Below are 14,066 nucleotides of genomic sequence, written 5' to 3' on the forward strand. Positions count from 1 at the left end.
GAACACTTCCCTATCTCCCGTAGGTTAAACAGTGCAAGCGGTTAGGCAGGTCTCCTGGCTTTAGGATCATCGCTCCATTTTCACCTTCCCGATCCCTCAAGATCAGTGGCATTCTTTCCCCAAATGGAACTCTCTCATTACAGTGGCGGGACCGCGTCGGATTCTCACCGACTTCCCTATTAAGTCTACCAAATCTGGCTGGTAAACACCTCACCGCATCAATATGTAGTTGGTAAAACTTACTTTACCTCAATATATCGTAGGAGTCAAGCTCAGTATGCGCTCTTTTCGAAAACTAACTATTCTCCTTTTTCGGCTATTGCCAATCTCTGGTTATCGTTCATATAATAGATTTTGTGTGCGTTGGTTAGCCTTGGATAGATTGGAGAGTAGCCCTAATGAAAAGCACCGACTATCAACCTGTCGTCATTCCTCGTTCTTACAGTAAAATCATGACTTATCAAGAGCGTGACTATCACATTTTCGTAAGTATACCTGCCGATCCCCCTCCGGAATCAGGCTTTCCCGTCATATATTTGCTAGATGGCAACTCTGTTTTTGCAACCATGACCGAAGCGATACGGATACAATCACGTGGCCCTGAACGAACTGGCGTGTATCCTGCTATCATCGTCGGGATTGGTTATCCAACCGACGGTCCGTACCACCCTGCCCGTTTCTTTGATTACACGTATGAAGTTCCCGTCTCAGAGCTTCCTGGCAACCCACAAGGAGCCGACTGGCCTCAGATGGGGGGAGCAGAGCAGTTCCTCACCTTTTTAGAGGAGGAGCTCAAGCCGAGTATCGAAAACGACTTCCCCATCGATCGGACGCAACAAGCGATTTTTGGACATTCGTTAGGTGGCTTGTTTGTCTTGCATGTACTTTTGTCGAGACCACACGCTTTTCAGCGTTATATAGCTGGCAGTCCTTCGATCCATTGGAATGAGAGCGTACTGCTTGCGAAGGAAAGTCAATTACCGAGCCTGCTGACAGATGACCTCGACGTCCATGCACTCCTCACCATCGGGGAGTTGGAAAACGATGGGCGATTCTTGGTCAAAGAAAAATCTCTGGCGATGATCGAACGATTGTCCTCCATGGGCAAAGGTCAGATCAAGGCATCCTTTAAAGAATTTGCTGACGAAAATCATTCGTCCGTCTTGCCAGTCTTAATTAGCCAAGGACTCAAATTCGCTACGAAAAAAACTGCCCGCTAAAAACGGGCAGTTTTTGTTTATCATGACTCGCTTACTGTAGAGATAACACTTTGGTGATTTGGGGCAGCTCTTCGATGGCAGATACAATCGTCGGTGTAATCTCTTCATCGGTCACAGAGATAAGCAGGGCATTCTTCCCTTTTTGCTCACGCGATACATTCAACTTGGAAACATTGATTTGATGTTCGGCCAGTTTCCGTGAGACATCATAAATCACGCCTGGATAATCAATATGGCGAACCAACAATCCATGGGCCCCTGGAGGTATGCGACACGCACAGTAATTGATTTCACTGATGTACACTTCTCTCCAATCTTGCGCCAAGGTGTACTTGTTCGCTCCTACCCGCAACACCGCCAAATGATTCGCATATTCGCCGGAGCTATGTTGGACAGGAACCTTCGTCCCGAGTCCTTCCACTAACTGCGTTGCGATTTCCTCTTTATTTTCATGAGCAAGAATACTTAATTGTGCACCTGCTAACTCTGGCTCGAGTCTTTGAATCAGTTCAGCTAGTTCACGCAGTCCAGCATATTGGGTCATGTGTTGCCTTCACTCTCCCAGTCAGGTTTATCCTTGTTTTCACGGCAGAATCCAAGCTTCCGGCTCTTTCTTGATGGAGGATTCGTTATCAGCACGATACCAAGCCGTCAACGTTTGTCCATCTTTCGTATAGTAGATTCGGTAGATGGTATTGCCTTTTCCGCTATTGGTAAAAGGACTTTCCTCCTTCGGAACCGCTGTCACTCCACCCGCAACTACAACCCCGCCGTTCTCCTTGATGACGTTTTGGATCGTCGCCATATGCTCTTTACCCATGTAGGCCATCCCGAAATAAGAGATGATCGCCAAGAGAACCGCTCCCGCCAAAAACGAAACGATAATCACTTTTGATTTTTTCGTAGCATCCACCGAGTGCTTCCCCCGTCTATCTTAGTTCTCTTTATCAACTAAGCGTACCTTGTCAATCGTACCGCCACCCAAGCACACTTCCCCATCGTAGAAGACGACAGCCTGACCAGGTGTTACCGCCTTTTGCGGCTGGTCAAAAATGACCTCCACGTTTCCGTCCTCCAGCAGGTGAATAGTTACTCCCTGATCTGGCTGGCGATAACGGAATTTCGCTGTACAAGTAAACGTTTCGGAAGGCATCTTATCACTCACCCAGCTAACGTTGGTTGCCAAGAGGCTCTTCGAGTACAGACGAATATGATCAGAGCCTTCACCTACGATCAGGACATTACGCTCCAGATCTTTGTCTACAACAAACCAAGGCTGTCCGCTCGTGCCATGACCTCCACCTATTCCTAAGCCTTGTCGTTGACCCAATGTATAGTACATCAGTCCGTCGTGCGTGCCGATGATTGCTCCTTCTACGGTCTCGATATTTCCTGGTTTGGCAGGCAAATAGTTTTGCAGGAACTCACGGAAGTTGCGCTCTCCAATAAAGCAGATCCCTGTACTATCCTTCTTTTTCGCTGTATAGAGTCCTGCTTTCTCTGCGATCTCCCTTACTTGAGGTTTCGGGAGATGACCAATCGGGAACATCGTTTTGGAAAGCTGTTCTTGGCCCAATACATTCAAGAAGTAAGTCTGATCCTTGTTGTTGTCAGCGCCACGAATGAGTTTGTATTCGCCATCAATGTGCTTGACCTGCGCGTAATGGCCGGTAGCAATATAATCCGCCCCAAGATCCATGACCTTGGCAAGAAGCTCGCCGAACTTGATTTCACGGTTGCACATGACATCCGGATTCGGTGTACGGCCTCGTTTATATTCATCCAAAAAATACTGGAATACCTTATCCATGTACTCTTTTTCAAAGTTTACCGTGTAATATGGAATGCCGATCTGTTCACAGACGCGCCGGACATCCTGGAAGTCTTCTTCCGCCGTGCAGTGGCCGAATTCATCGGTATCATCCCAGTTTTTCATGAAGATGCCGATGACGTCATATCCCTGTTGTTTAAGCAGGTAAGCCGTCACGGAGGAGTCGACTCCGCCGGACATGCCGACAACGACGCGTGTATCTTCTGGTCGCTTCATAAGTCTTTCTCCTCTTATTCAATTTGTACCATTACAGATTACCATGTTTCGCAAAACAAATCATGTTTTGTTACACTTTTGCCCAATAGAATGAAAAAACGCCTGACGCATAGTTGGCGCCAGACGTTTGGTAGTAAGGTTAAGCCTGCGAAGATTCATCCTTGATTTCCGCGCGATATCCCTCGATGCTTTCTTCACGACGCTGATTTTTCGCTTCGAGGTTTGTTCTTTCCTCCTCGGAAATCTCGCCAGCATTAGCCGCTAGGTAAGCTTCGGACTCACGAATGTTCTCTTCCGTATTAGAAATCATGTTTTGCAGCTTTTCTGCGTTGTCAGAACGGTCATCCGGCTTCGCCATGATCGATACGCCTCCTACAAAGGGTTATATGCAACACCTTTACCATTGTGCGCCAATCATGGTTTCTTTATGTACCCGTGTTATAATAGAAGAAACGGATTAAACGAAAAAGAGGGTTTCCCCTATGGCTTCCTTAGATTTGCTGGAAAGAAAGCTGCTTCGGATCATCTCTGATACAGATCCCGTCCGCCTGAAACGACAATGGGTGAAGGGGCAAAAAGTACCTGTATCCGAGGTGGAACAGCGCATGCGAATCGATCTTCTCTTGCGCAGACTCGACAAGCTACCTGAGGCCAAGCGCCAAGAAGTGCTTGCGCTACTCAAATGGTTTAACTGGTAGAGATTAGCGGATGGACGTTCCCAGACGCCACTGGCCGTCTATCCGATTTAATTGCTTCATATCCACAATCGCATCTTGATTCAACGGTCCGTAGATGTGCGGATACAGCAATCCATCCTTCGCTGCCTCGTATTTTACTTCCGAAGTCGTTTTGGTTTCATCGACAACGAGTACATACAACTCCTCGTCAAACTGTGCGTAGACGCGGTTTGCTACCTTTTCAAGCAGCTCGTCCCCTTTTGTCGCGTGAATAAAGCCTTCCTGCTCGTAATCGCGCGGTAAGTAGTGATCCTTGTCCATCCACTTTTCCCAATATGCTTTTGGTACCATGCAGTAAATGATAGAGTCTTGCATGTTTCTCCTCCAAATTTGATTATTTTTTTGGCATTGCTTTGTTCAGGTGACGCATAGCTTTATCATAGAACATCTGGTCCATCTGCCCTTGATCATATCGCCATTGAATGAAGTTACGCAGAGAGTGCAAATCCACCCAGGCATCCTTCGCTTGCGGATTGCGGTCAGGTACGTCTCCTGTTATTTCACCCTCGTAGACAAGCTTCGCCATCTCGGTTGGGTGCATGCCGATCTGATAAGCGATTTGGTGTAATGCGATTTTCATGGAGCCTCCCCTTGCTTTCGCATGGATACATCTTATCTTCCGTCTATTGTGCCAGTCTTTTCGAATGATGCCAAGCCCCTAGCACTACTCCCAAAGGTTGTACCTTCCTCCCTTGCGTTTTGCTACAATGAACACAGTATTACAAGGAAGGGGCGGTATCCCATCATGTCAAAACAACGAGATCAACCACGAAAGAGATGGTTCCAGCGAAAACGCATCTGGATTCCCCTTCTTTTCATCGCATTCCTGTTTCTGGGTAACAGCTCTTATTTTGCAAAAGAGCCTGAAGGCGAGCCTTTTTTACTTGCTCACCGCGGGATGGCACAAACCTTTCATATGGAGAACATCACCAATGAAACTTGTACGGCAGAACGGATTTATCCACCGGAGCACCCGTACCTGGAAAATACGATTCCTTCCATGAAAGCGGCTTTTGATGCAGGCGCGGACGTCGTCGAGCTCGATGTGCAATGGACCAAAGACAATCGATTCGCCGTGTTTCATGACTGGACGCTCGACTGTCGGACAAATGGTACAGGTGTCACGAGAGATTATACCTTGGCCGAATTACAACAGCTCGACATTGGCCACAATTACACAGCGGATGAAGGGAAGACCTTTCCCTTCCGTGGAAAAGGGATTGGTATGATGCCCTCTCTCGATGATGTGCTACAAACATTCCCTGATCGCTCCCTGCTTATCCATATCAAAAGCAATGACCCACTTGAGGGGAAAGCGTTGGCGGATGTTTTGGCAGCATTGCCTGCCGAGCGACTGGCACAGCTCTCTGTTTATGGCGGTGACAAGCCAATTGAGATACTGAAACAACAAATGCCAGAGCTGCGTGTCATGTCCAAAGCATCACTAAAAAGCTGCCTCATTCCATACATGGCAGTAGGGTGGTCCGGCTATGTGCCCGATGCCTGTTCACAGACTCAACTACATATTCCTGATCAGATCGGCCCTTGGCTCTGGGGTTGGCCGAATCGTTTCATGGCAAGAATGGAAGCAGAAGACACCCGCGTGATCTTAGTCGCAGGCAGTGGAGATGTGTCGCAAGGCTTTGATGTTCCGACTGATTTAAAACGAGTGCCCGCAAGCTTTACAGGGGGCATATGGACGAACCGGATTGATCTGATCGGTCCAGCCTTTCACGAAAACGTAGAAAAATAATGAAACGCTTCTCTAACATATTCGTATATACTTATACGAAATAGACTTCCAACCTAACTAGGAGTGATTGATATGCTCAAGAAGCTTTTGAAAAATTTACTCGGTAATCACTCATCTTCGCACAAGTACCGGAAATACAGCAGCAGCGATTACAAACATCGCAGAAAATACAGCTCTAGTAGTAATCGGTACGGCCATTCCCATCACGGCAGCTCTCATTATAAAAGAAAGCGTTCCAGCCGTAGCTTCTTCAGTAGTTAAACAATTGTTTAACAAATGAACTGACAACAAAACTCCGCTAAGCGCTAGCGGAGTTTTTTCATTTAACGAGACATGATTTCTACGAAACGATCAAGTGGTAATGCATGTACGGTTCTGTTTTTCTGGCCTTGTATCGTTTCCGCCATTAACATGGAGTTCAGGATCGCTTCCTTGACCGCTTCGATCGCTGCTTCAAACAGTGCATCCAGTTGTTCGGACGGAAACATTTGCATTGTGCTCATTTGCTCGTCGCCATATGAATAGCAATTTCCAGTTGAAAAGGTCAGAAAGAAATCACCGCTGCCCTCCTCGCCAATCGCGCCAAGCTGTGCCATCGCGAGTGACGCTCGCTTGGAAATGCGCTTGCATTGTGTCGGCAAGAGAGGCGCGTCTGTCGCAATCGTGACTAAGAAAGAACCATCATTTTCTGGTGTTACCCACGGCAAAGGAACTTCATTTTCGGAGATCATCTGGCCCACAGGAATACCATTCACTTTCAAATCCTGTCTTCTGCCAAAATTCGTCTGCACTAATGCCCCAACAGTAAAAGTGCCACATTCAGTCTCGACGATGCGTGAGGAGGTTCCGATTCCGCCCTTGAATTCGAAGCAGATCATCCCGGTACCTCCGCCTACATTGCCTTCCTCGACATTTCCTGTATGCGCCTCTACAATCGCTTCTTCCAAATCCTCATACTGAATCTGCGTCTTTTCGAGATCACTTAACCAACCATCCCATGTCTCCGCGACGATTCCATTAGAAAACGGTTCAAGCCCCTCGATTTTTCTCGTCGCACGAGCAAGATGATGATGTGCCAGCCCTAGCAGATGGCTTCCCGTAAATACGATCGGTGTCACAAGCGTACCGGTCTCTTCTATCCAGTGACTTCCCGTAAACTCTCCCGTACCGTTAAAGGAGAAAAAACCAACAGGAAAATGCTGCCCCTCCAATTGTCCGTCGTTGGGAACTATCACCGTGACACCTGAACAAACGTCTTCCTTGTGAATCGTTTTGTGGCCGACTCGGACTCCTTTTACATCTGTAATTGCATTATACACACCTGGGGTACCCGTCCCAATCAATACGCCACATTCTCTCGCCCGTTTTCTCGTCATGTTACTCTCCTGTCATTTATGAATCTTCCCATAATAATGGTGTTGTAGTAATTGCCATCGGAAAGAACTTTGTCACCCCTGAGTACCCCTTCGATTTCAAAACCAAATCGTTTGTACAGTTCAATGGCTTTCTCATTCGTTTCCATCACATTCAACGTCATTTTGGTAATGTGGTTGGCGTCTGCCCAGGCAACTGATTCTTGCAAGAGATTCTTCCCAATGCCATAACCCCATAACTCTTGTAAGACGCATACACCAAACTCTACTTTGTGTGCAAATCTGTTTAAGTAAACACCTGCACATCTGGAAAACCCGACAATCCGATCCTGTACAACCGCAACTAAAAACAAGTTTCTTGGACTTTCTGCATCCGTACTGATGATGTGTTCGAATCCTTGCACATCGATGAAAGCCTCTCCTCTTTCTCTGTCCAAATTTTCAGTCTCTCCATCGATTTGTAGTCGCAATTCCGACAACTGTTTTGCATCTGTTTCTATTGCAGAGCGAATCGTGTAGGATAACCCGTTCACAGAAAGTAGTTGTTGGCTGATTATCATCATTTTTCTCCTATTGGTAATATTTCGGTCTTTTATTCTATCATAGGTAGAAATCTTTGTGAATCTTCTCTCTTCATACTAGAAAAGGAAATCACATTGTTTACATAATATTTATTATGTTCATTTATACGCCTGACTGTGGATATGCTACAATAAGGGAAAGGAGCGTGCTCGCATGAATTTTTCCAAATCATTTTATTATACGGTCGACCATTCCAAGGTAGAGGAATATAAACAGATGCTTGATCTAATGAAAGTCCCCTACATCGTGGAAGCACCGATCGTCTTGCTAAATCAAGGAGCGAATGAATACTCCTTCGTTTTTCCTAACATGTCAGGTCGTCTTTATGGAATGGTGAGCAAGTTATTTCAAGCCGATGGGAAGCCATATCCGAAGAATGAAACATAGGCAAAAAAAAGGACCCAATGATTGGGTCAAATAGAAAGTGGAGAGAATGCATGCTATGTAACATATCCTAACATGAAAAGAACGGATGTCAACCAAAATTTCGAATTTTCTGTGCTTTTGTGTTAGATTTCATTACATATAGACTTGGATTTTTGTGCGAAAAGAAAGAAACCCTACATGAGTTGAATTTCATGTAAGGTTTCCATACGCACAGCTATGCATGGACATTGAGTATTTTCTCCATCTCGATCCATTGACTAATCGTTTGGTTTGCTAATTGAACACGCCTGGCCTTCGGGTCTACCCATTTAACCACACCCCACATGCTGCACGTATTCCCCCGCTCCCCCTCAAAGGACACACACCAGCTCACATTCAATGGATAATTTTCTCTCCCCGAATCTCGTAGCATGTACATAAATGCCTCTCTTTCTTTGTCCGTTACTTCAAGATCTCCGTTAGCCACGCGTTTCCACCCGCCTCATCCTGTGTGAGAAATTGTATTTCCATTATAGTGATTACGAACACAAGTTCGCAACCTTTTTTTCAATTCCTCATGAACGGGGAGAGAAAACGGTAGGTACTTGCCTTATGAGAGGTTCCTCTCGAAAAGTCTCCCCATTTGTTCTGCCAAGTCTTGAGGACCATAAGAAAAAAGCCGTTTTCCAAAAATTAATTGGAAAACGGCTCTTACTTTTAACTCGATAATTCCTGTGTTTGATGCTGCGGTCTTTTCTCGACCAGCTCCAAAAACTTTCCGAAGGTAGAAGCGAGTATTTGCTGAAAAAGCATACCGAGAACAACGGGAAGTGCAACAGGCGCAGGAAAGTACGTGATCGCCATAACTGCCCCAGCACTAATGTTTCGCATTCCACTGTTGAAGGTTAACGTGACGATCACATCCCGCTCCCATCCGAACAGCCGTGCGATCCCCCACCCCATCAAATAACCCAAGATAGCTACAAACAACACAAGGACCGCCATCCCCACCAGTTTTGCGTCCATCATATGAAAGTAAGACGAGACCATCGAGCTGTTGATCGCGACGACAACACCCATTCCCATCTTAGAAAATGGTGCTAATTTTGGTGCCAGCGTTTTTTTGACGTTCCCTTTTGATAAATGGTTGAGCAGCATACCAACAAGCGATGGCAACACGATCATATAAAATAAACCCTTCATCAGTTCAGCCAAATCCATCTCCACTGTTGCCCCTAAAAACAAGGACATCCCCAATGGAACAATCAATGGGGAGAGCATCGTATCCAACAAAATAATGGATAGCGTTAGTGCGATGTTCCCGAAATAAATCGATGACCACAAAAAGCTCGTGATCCCCGTTGGAATTAAAGCAGCCAATAAAAAGCCCGTGATGACATGGATATCATCTGGATAAAACAACCGTGCCATTGACCAAGCAATTAGCGGCATAAGGGCATGAAGAATGAATAAGTTGACGATTAAAGGCAGTGGTCTGGTCAGTACCTTTGCAAATTCTTTAAATCCTGAACCCAGACTGCCGGCAAATGTCATGAAGGCAAATACCCAAGGAGACAAAAAAGCAAACGGTTGCAAATGTGTTCCTGCTATTACGCCAATGGCAACACTACTCGGCGTGAGTATGGGCATGATTTTCTCTAGCGATCGATTCAGTTTGGCTAACCCGTTCATCTGATACACCTCAAGTCTCGTCCTTTGATGCTATTGATGTGAGGTATGTTATCATGAACAGATTATTGTTACAAGACCAAAGTTCATTAGTAGATTACATACAAGTCATATATTCGCAATTTCACCTTGCATACTTTCGCGCCTGGGAGTAAAGCCTATGACGGAAAGGAGGTATTTTATGAACGGAATGGATTGGGTAGAATTTATCCGAAAAACCGAAGATAAGATGTATCACCTCCATCGAGCGATAGATGGAATCTGTAATGATCCCGACTATAAGGAATCCGTTACGACCTTGACGGAAGTGGTAAGAGATTATCAAGTACTTGTGGAAAAAGCCAAGGGTGAATTACGCGGCATCGACTTCCATCGAGATCGAGAGCGCGCGCATCATTACGATCATGATCACCACTAGCCTATATAGACTCCCAGTTAGGGAGTTCTTCTTCGTTAGGTAATCACAGAATATTCATTTCACCTTGATCATTCTGTCAAAACAGACAGCAAGAACCTCACTCTACCCATATAGTGTGTGAGGTTCTTGAAATAGGCTAGCCCTTCATTTTCTTTTCTATTTCTTTTAAGGATTTCTTCTTCTGGCACGCCGCTTTTACATCGGTTGGCCACGGTTCGTCACTTAGCCTTTGCAAATCTTTTATCAATCGCTTGTCAGTTGTCACATGAATATCGGCATCTGGAAAAGCCTCTTTTAATTTCTTTCCGACTTCTTTTTGAATCGATTCCAGCTTGAACCGATTAAAATTCGTTACATGAATAGCTACGTCGAGCTCTTTGTCGATTTGCACAGCCACTATTTTGTCTATTCCCTTCACGCTCGCTGTAATCGATCTCGCGCGCTCTTCCCATTGATAATGTCTAACGGGAACAGGCATGCACAACGACTCCGTTTTTTGCTTCGTTTCTGTACCAGATTGCTTCGTACACCCCGTTACAATCAAAGCAAAAGCCAGCGTCAGCACCACGAAAGTTGCCCGCACACAAAACACCTCCTGACCAAAATCACCTGTTACTAGCTTGACCTGGAACGGAGGAAGTATGTAAAAAAAAAAGCGGTGACTCCTCTGCATAATTTGAGTCACCGCGGACCCCAAGAACATTGCAAGTCCTATGTACAAGGATATAAAAAATTGCATCGAAACGCGATAGGAGATAGCTGGATATAACATGGAACAAAAAAATCCCAACCAACAAAAAGTGGTTGGGGCGTACGGGGTAGTACGCATATGTTATACGTGAATGATATAAGCATATAGGACTTCGCTTCAATTGACAACGAACAATAATAGGTACATTTACCTAGCGATGGAACAAAAAAATTGCGCCGACTTTGACTGCATCATTTAGTCGAACGCGTTGAATAGAATCCCCAAGGTTGGATTATACTAGCTAGCTTGGATTACTTTTCTATTATCTTGAAAACTCATCGTTCACGCTATGCGAAAATAATGGTAACAGGTGAAAATCTTTCCTATAAAGCTTGATCCACTATAGAAACCCTCCGCTGAAATGTGAATCGTTACAAAAAAGCCAGCCAGAAGTTTCTAATCGTGTTATGATATCCCTGTAAAATCTTGAGGAGTTGAGATCATGAATAGAGAGCAATGGACAGCGGTTGATCACTATTTTACAGATAAATTACTGGAAGCCGATTCCGTTCTAGACACAGTTCTTCAAGAGAACGCAGCTGCAGGCCTTCCAGCTATTGATGTAGCACCCAATCAGGGTAAATTCCTTCATCTGTTAGCACGAATTCAAGGCGCTCGCTCGATCTTGGAAATTGGCACTCTTGGTGGATACAGTACCATCTGGCTAGCCCGGGCACTCCCTGCTGACGGGCGTCTCATTACTCTCGAATATGATCCGAAGCATGCAGAAGTTGCACAATTGAACATTACACGCGCAGGACTCGATCAAATCGTAGAAGTGAAAGTCGGACTTGCCCTTGATTCCCTCATCCAACTTCACAAAGAAAATCAGGGTCCTTTTGATATGATTTTTATAGATGCAGATAAAAAAGGAAATCCCGACTATTTCCAATGGGCATTGAAGCTCTCTCGCAAAGGTACTGTGATTATCACGGATAATGTTGTACGAAGTGGTCAAGTCGTGGACGAAACAAGCACGGATCCTAATATTGTCGGTGTACGTCAATTCACCGATATGGTAGCGGAAGAGCAACGTGTCAGTGGAACCGTTGTACAGACAGTTGGCAGCAAGGGCTATGATGGCTTTGCGATCATGCTTGTCACCGGAGAGAACTAGTCTTTTTCACTTTCAAAGGTTGTAACGAGTAGGAGTGTGTACATCTTGTTTAGGCTTGGTTTACCTAGCTTTATGCTCATCGCTAATGTCATTTTGGTTCTCGCGGTACTTTCGTTGATTATCAAAGTGTTGGTGAAGAGAGAATAGCTGATGTTTTTTGGAGGTGCTTTTCCTTGGAGCCATTGCGTGCTCAGTCCCTTGCTTTACGTGAAGTAACAGAGGCAGATCTTCCTATATTTTACAGGCAGCAATTCGACAAATCTGCTCATGAGATGGCGGCCTTTACTGTCAAGGACCCTGAAGATAGAGACGGATTCACCGATCATTGGACAAGGATTTTGAACAATGATTCGATTGTGAAAAAAGCCATTGTCTTGAATGGGCAGATTGTCGGTCATGTTTTGTGCTTTGAACTGTTTGGCTTGCCTACGATTGGATACTGGATTGACAAAAGCTTTTGGGGTAAAGGAATCGCGACAAATGCACTTACCCTCTTTTTAGAGGAACTCCGAACACGTCCTGTATATGCGCGTGTCGCTCATGACAACATTGCATCCATACGTGTGTTAGAAAAAAACGGTTTTCAGCCTATTGGTGTCGATCGGGCATTTTCGGAGGCACGAAGTGAAGAAGTGGAAGAACTCATTTTGATCAAACACACATGAGGTCAGAAGCGCTTCCGTGAGCGCTTCTCCTTTTTTTATGCAGCGCTCATTTTCTAAATGGAAAGGGACATCCTACATGCAAGCATCGATATCTGCCATGCACTTAGAAACAGAACGCCTCATCATCCGTCCTTACGCAGAAGATGATTTGATGGAATCTTTTGAACTCATGCAAAACCCGGAGTTGTTTACCTACCTGCCCATGGACGTAATGCCTCTGGAAAACTACAAGCGCTTATTTCGCTGGCTACGAAGCAGTTATGAAACCCCTTTTGACAAGCCTTTTAAATATTCTGTGGCCATACGCGAAAAGGCTACTGGCAGGTTCATTGGCTGGTGTGGTGTTGGCGTTCTCGATTTTCTGGCTCCGGAAAAAGAGCTCTATTATTTAATCGGACGGGATTATTGGGGGAACGGCTATGCTTTTGAAGCTGCCTCCGCTCTTACTACGTACGCATTTGATGTAATCGGATTGGAACGATTGTACGCAAAAGCACACCCAGACAATGAAGCATCGCTACACATCATTGAGAAACTCGGCTTCTCTTTTGAACGCGTCTTAGATGGCCTGACTGGGGATGATGAGGAGTGCAATGGTGAGTGGTTGTATGTTTTGATGAAATAAACAAGAGAGCATACAAAAAGGGGCCTGCTGTATGGCAGCCCCTTCACTCCCCTACCCAAACGTTCCGCCATTCTTTCGAAAGCATTCGTCAAAATCTTCCTACATGTGTTATAATAAAAGTACAGTATTCTCTTCTTACCGAATTTTTGAATAACCAACACAATTGAATGCGGTAGTTCTTAAGATGATCTCCTGAATCAACGAGGATCATCTTTTTTGTTCTTTCTAGCAAACATCACATGACGAAAGGTTGTAGATGATATGGATGCATTGCCTTGCCAAGGCTGTAAAGGATTGTGCTGTGGTCCAGTTCCCATAACAGAGAACGAGTATAAAATGATACACAAGAAGTTGAAAGCGCTTCCAAAAAAGCTACGTGACGATCTGAAAAATCAACCGAGAAAGTTTGGAACTTGTATCTTCTACGACATGCAAAAAGATCAGTGTGGCATCCATAGCGTTCGACCGGAAGTGTGTCGCGCTTTTGGGTATTACAAAGAGCTTGTCTGTTTTCGCAAACCGGAATTGGCTACGAAGGAGGCACTGACCTTTAGGGAGAAACAGATTGGGTTTTTGAGTATTGATTTTACTTGGCAGCATTTTTAAAGAAACGGAACTCGGAGATATACGATTTTGCTTTCAGAATTTCAGAATGAAGCAAATCATGGATCTCAACTGAATAATAATGTTATAGGAAGGCAGCATCACTTCATTTCATCCGCC

The 14,066-nt window shown here is 45.1% G+C and carries 21 protein-coding genes and 1 riboswitch; of the genes, 10 read left to right on the top strand and 11 right to left on the bottom strand.

All coding sequences use genetic code 11. The features are described from left to right. Positions 1 to 27 precede the first annotated feature (27 nt). A riboswitch (cobalamin riboswitch) is annotated at positions 28 to 228 on the bottom strand. Between the two features lie 170 nt (positions 229 to 398). Then, positions 399 to 1,220: an alpha/beta hydrolase gene (locus C7R92_RS03020; RefSeq protein ID WP_069844845.1), complete on the top strand. Its 822-nt coding sequence runs from the start codon at positions 399 to 401 to the stop codon at positions 1,218 to 1,220. 31 nt (positions 1,221 to 1,251) lie between these two features. Here C7R92_RS03020 and C7R92_RS03025 read toward each other — a convergent pair whose 3' ends face one another. The 4 genes from C7R92_RS03025 to tlp all read right to left on the bottom strand — a co-directional run bounded on the left by C7R92_RS03025 (position 1,252) and on the right by tlp (position 3,625). After that, the gene (locus C7R92_RS03025) at positions 1,252 to 1,764 is read right to left on the bottom strand and encodes an ACT domain-containing protein (protein ID WP_017249008.1); all 513 of its coding nucleotides are present in this window, start codon (positions 1,762 to 1,764) and stop codon (positions 1,252 to 1,254) included. A 39-nt stretch (positions 1,765 to 1,803) separates the two neighbouring features. Further along, a complete protein-coding gene (locus tag C7R92_RS03030) occupies positions 1,804 to 2,133 on the bottom strand; it encodes a hypothetical protein (protein WP_106833204.1) in 330 nt (109 codons plus the stop codon). 21 nt (positions 2,134 to 2,154) lie between these two features. Further along, positions 2,155 to 3,267 (bottom strand): tRNA 2-thiouridine(34) synthase MnmA, encoded by a 1,113-nt coding sequence (gene mnmA, locus C7R92_RS03035; RefSeq protein ID WP_106833205.1) that lies wholly within the window; start codon positions 3,265 to 3,267, stop codon positions 2,155 to 2,157. A 139-nt stretch (positions 3,268 to 3,406) separates the two neighbouring features. Beyond that, entirely contained in the window at positions 3,407 to 3,625 is a 219-nt protein-coding gene (tlp, locus tag C7R92_RS03040; protein ID WP_017249011.1) for a small acid-soluble spore protein Tlp, read from the bottom strand. A gap of 124 nt (positions 3,626 to 3,749) precedes the next feature. Here tlp and C7R92_RS03045 point away from each other — a divergent pair, with 124 nt between their 5' ends. Further along, positions 3,750 to 3,965: a hypothetical protein gene (locus C7R92_RS03045; RefSeq protein WP_069844841.1), complete on the top strand. Its 216-nt coding sequence runs from the start codon at positions 3,750 to 3,752 to the stop codon at positions 3,963 to 3,965. 3 nt (positions 3,966 to 3,968) lie between these two features. On the opposite strand, the gene C7R92_RS03050 is transcribed toward C7R92_RS03045, so the two are convergent. Together C7R92_RS03050 and C7R92_RS03055 are read right to left on the bottom strand one after the other, a co-directional pair. Next, entirely contained in the window at positions 3,969 to 4,319 is a 351-nt protein-coding gene (locus C7R92_RS03050) for a DUF952 domain-containing protein (RefSeq protein WP_017249013.1), read from the bottom strand. 19 nt (positions 4,320 to 4,338) lie between these two features. Beyond that, positions 4,339 to 4,584, bottom strand: coding sequence for a hypothetical protein (locus C7R92_RS03055; RefSeq protein ID WP_017249014.1), 246 nt, complete (start codon positions 4,582 to 4,584; stop codon positions 4,339 to 4,341). 165 nt (positions 4,585 to 4,749) lie between these two features. Here C7R92_RS03055 and C7R92_RS03060 point away from each other — a divergent pair, with 165 nt between their 5' ends. Beyond that, positions 4,750 to 5,757 carry a glycerophosphodiester phosphodiesterase family protein gene (locus tag C7R92_RS03060; RefSeq protein WP_106833206.1) on the top strand — a complete coding sequence of 336 codons (1,008 nt, stop codon included), beginning with the start codon at positions 4,750 to 4,752 and terminating at the stop codon, positions 5,755 to 5,757. A 72-nt stretch (positions 5,758 to 5,829) separates the two neighbouring features. Next, positions 5,830 to 6,018 (top strand): hypothetical protein, encoded by a 189-nt coding sequence (locus tag C7R92_RS03065; protein WP_017249016.1) that lies wholly within the window; start codon positions 5,830 to 5,832, stop codon positions 6,016 to 6,018. A 62-nt stretch (positions 6,019 to 6,080) separates the two neighbouring features. Here the strand turns inward: C7R92_RS03065 and C7R92_RS03070 are convergent, their stop codons facing one another. Together C7R92_RS03070 and C7R92_RS03075 are read right to left on the bottom strand one after the other, a co-directional pair. Further along, the gene (locus C7R92_RS03070) at positions 6,081 to 7,133 is read right to left on the bottom strand and encodes a P1 family peptidase (protein WP_106833207.1); all 1,053 of its coding nucleotides are present in this window, start codon (positions 7,131 to 7,133) and stop codon (positions 6,081 to 6,083) included. Next, positions 7,130 to 7,690: a GNAT family N-acetyltransferase gene (locus C7R92_RS03075; RefSeq protein WP_106833208.1), complete on the bottom strand. Its 561-nt coding sequence runs from the start codon at positions 7,688 to 7,690 to the stop codon at positions 7,130 to 7,132. The genes C7R92_RS03070 and C7R92_RS03075 overlap by 4 nt, the downstream gene beginning before the upstream one ends. 175 nt (positions 7,691 to 7,865) lie before the next feature. Between C7R92_RS03075 and C7R92_RS03080 the strand changes: the two genes are divergently transcribed. Further along, complete coding sequence (locus tag C7R92_RS03080) at positions 7,866 to 8,099, top strand: hypothetical protein (RefSeq protein ID WP_106833209.1); 234 nt, start codon at positions 7,866 to 7,868, stop codon at positions 8,097 to 8,099. Between the two features lie 214 nt (positions 8,100 to 8,313). On the opposite strand, the gene C7R92_RS03085 is transcribed toward C7R92_RS03080, so the two are convergent. Together C7R92_RS03085 and C7R92_RS03090 are read right to left on the bottom strand one after the other, a co-directional pair. Next, positions 8,314 to 8,565, bottom strand: a complete 252-nt coding sequence (locus tag C7R92_RS03085; protein ID WP_106833210.1) for a YolD-like family protein — start codon at positions 8,563 to 8,565, stop codon at positions 8,314 to 8,316. A gap of 230 nt (positions 8,566 to 8,795) precedes the next feature. Beyond that, on the bottom strand, positions 8,796 to 9,770 hold the full coding sequence (locus tag C7R92_RS03090; protein WP_017249021.1) for a bile acid:sodium symporter family protein: 975 nt from the start codon (positions 9,768 to 9,770) through the stop codon (positions 8,796 to 8,798). Between the two features lie 178 nt (positions 9,771 to 9,948). On the opposite strand from C7R92_RS03090, the gene C7R92_RS03095 reads away from it, so the two are divergent. Continuing rightward, positions 9,949 to 10,185, top strand: a complete 237-nt coding sequence (locus tag C7R92_RS03095; protein ID WP_069844835.1) for a hypothetical protein — start codon at positions 9,949 to 9,951, stop codon at positions 10,183 to 10,185. 136 nt (positions 10,186 to 10,321) lie between these two features. Here C7R92_RS03095 and C7R92_RS03100 read toward each other — a convergent pair whose 3' ends face one another. Then, positions 10,322 to 10,768, bottom strand: a complete 447-nt coding sequence (locus tag C7R92_RS03100; protein ID WP_106833211.1) for a YhcN/YlaJ family sporulation lipoprotein — start codon at positions 10,766 to 10,768, stop codon at positions 10,322 to 10,324. Positions 10,769 to 11,378: 610 nt separating this feature from the next. Here C7R92_RS03100 and C7R92_RS03105 point away from each other — a divergent pair. From C7R92_RS03105 to C7R92_RS03120, 4 genes are all read left to right on the top strand, one after another. Beyond that, complete coding sequence (locus tag C7R92_RS03105; RefSeq protein WP_106833212.1) at positions 11,379 to 12,053, top strand: O-methyltransferase; 675 nt, start codon at positions 11,379 to 11,381, stop codon at positions 12,051 to 12,053. A gap of 173 nt (positions 12,054 to 12,226) precedes the next feature. After that, positions 12,227 to 12,718, top strand: coding sequence for a GNAT family N-acetyltransferase (locus tag C7R92_RS03110; RefSeq protein ID WP_106833213.1), 492 nt, complete (start codon positions 12,227 to 12,229; stop codon positions 12,716 to 12,718). 76 nt (positions 12,719 to 12,794) lie between these two features. Continuing rightward, a complete protein-coding gene (locus C7R92_RS03115) occupies positions 12,795 to 13,343 on the top strand; it encodes a GNAT family N-acetyltransferase (RefSeq protein WP_106833214.1) in 549 nt (182 codons plus the stop codon). Positions 13,344 to 13,604: 261 nt separating this feature from the next. After that, positions 13,605 to 13,949 carry a YkgJ family cysteine cluster protein gene (locus tag C7R92_RS03120; protein WP_106833215.1) on the top strand — a complete coding sequence of 115 codons (345 nt, stop codon included), beginning with the start codon at positions 13,605 to 13,607 and terminating at the stop codon, positions 13,947 to 13,949. Positions 13,950 to 14,066: the final 117 nt, after the last annotated feature.

Source organism: Brevibacillus porteri, from assembly GCF_003013475.1.
GTDB classification, from domain to species: Bacteria; Bacillota; Bacilli; order Brevibacillales; family Brevibacillaceae; genus Brevibacillus; species Brevibacillus porteri.

Coding starts and splice junctions, on each gene's coding strand:
- C7R92_RS03025 (WP_017249008.1), bottom strand. CDS start 1,764: ATGACCCAATATGCTGGACTGCGTGAACTAGCTGAACTGATTCAAAGA.
- C7R92_RS03095 (WP_069844835.1), top strand. CDS start 9,949: ATGAACGGAATGGATTGGGTAGAATTTATCCGAAAAACCGAAGATAAG.
- C7R92_RS03090 (WP_017249021.1), bottom strand. CDS start 9,770: ATGAACGGGTTAGCCAAACTGAATCGATCGCTAGAGAAAATCATGCCC.
- C7R92_RS03105 (WP_106833212.1), top strand. CDS start 11,379: ATGAATAGAGAGCAATGGACAGCGGTTGATCACTATTTTACAGATAAA.
- C7R92_RS03050 (WP_017249013.1), bottom strand. CDS start 4,319: ATGCAAGACTCTATCATTTACTGCATGGTACCAAAAGCATATTGGGAA.
- C7R92_RS03065 (WP_017249016.1), top strand. CDS start 5,830: ATGCTCAAGAAGCTTTTGAAAAATTTACTCGGTAATCACTCATCTTCG.
- C7R92_RS03045 (WP_069844841.1), top strand. CDS start 3,750: ATGGCTTCCTTAGATTTGCTGGAAAGAAAGCTGCTTCGGATCATCTCT.
- C7R92_RS03120 (WP_106833215.1), top strand. CDS start 13,605: ATGGATGCATTGCCTTGCCAAGGCTGTAAAGGATTGTGCTGTGGTCCA.
- C7R92_RS03020 (WP_069844845.1), top strand. CDS start 399: ATGAAAAGCACCGACTATCAACCTGTCGTCATTCCTCGTTCTTACAGT.
- C7R92_RS03075 (WP_106833208.1), bottom strand. CDS start 7,690: ATGATAATCAGCCAACAACTACTTTCTGTGAACGGGTTATCCTACACG.
- mnmA (WP_106833205.1), bottom strand. CDS start 3,267: ATGAAGCGACCAGAAGATACACGCGTCGTTGTCGGCATGTCCGGCGGA.
- C7R92_RS03055 (WP_017249014.1), bottom strand. CDS start 4,584: ATGAAAATCGCATTACACCAAATCGCTTATCAGATCGGCATGCACCCA.
- C7R92_RS03070 (WP_106833207.1), bottom strand. CDS start 7,133: ATGACGAGAAAACGGGCGAGAGAATGTGGCGTATTGATTGGGACGGGT.
- C7R92_RS03080 (WP_106833209.1), top strand. CDS start 7,866: ATGAATTTTTCCAAATCATTTTATTATACGGTCGACCATTCCAAGGTA.
- C7R92_RS03060 (WP_106833206.1), top strand. CDS start 4,750: ATGTCAAAACAACGAGATCAACCACGAAAGAGATGGTTCCAGCGAAAA.
- C7R92_RS03115 (WP_106833214.1), top strand. CDS start 12,795: ATGCAAGCATCGATATCTGCCATGCACTTAGAAACAGAACGCCTCATC.
- tlp (WP_017249011.1), bottom strand. CDS start 3,625: ATGGCGAAGCCGGATGACCGTTCTGACAACGCAGAAAAGCTGCAAAAC.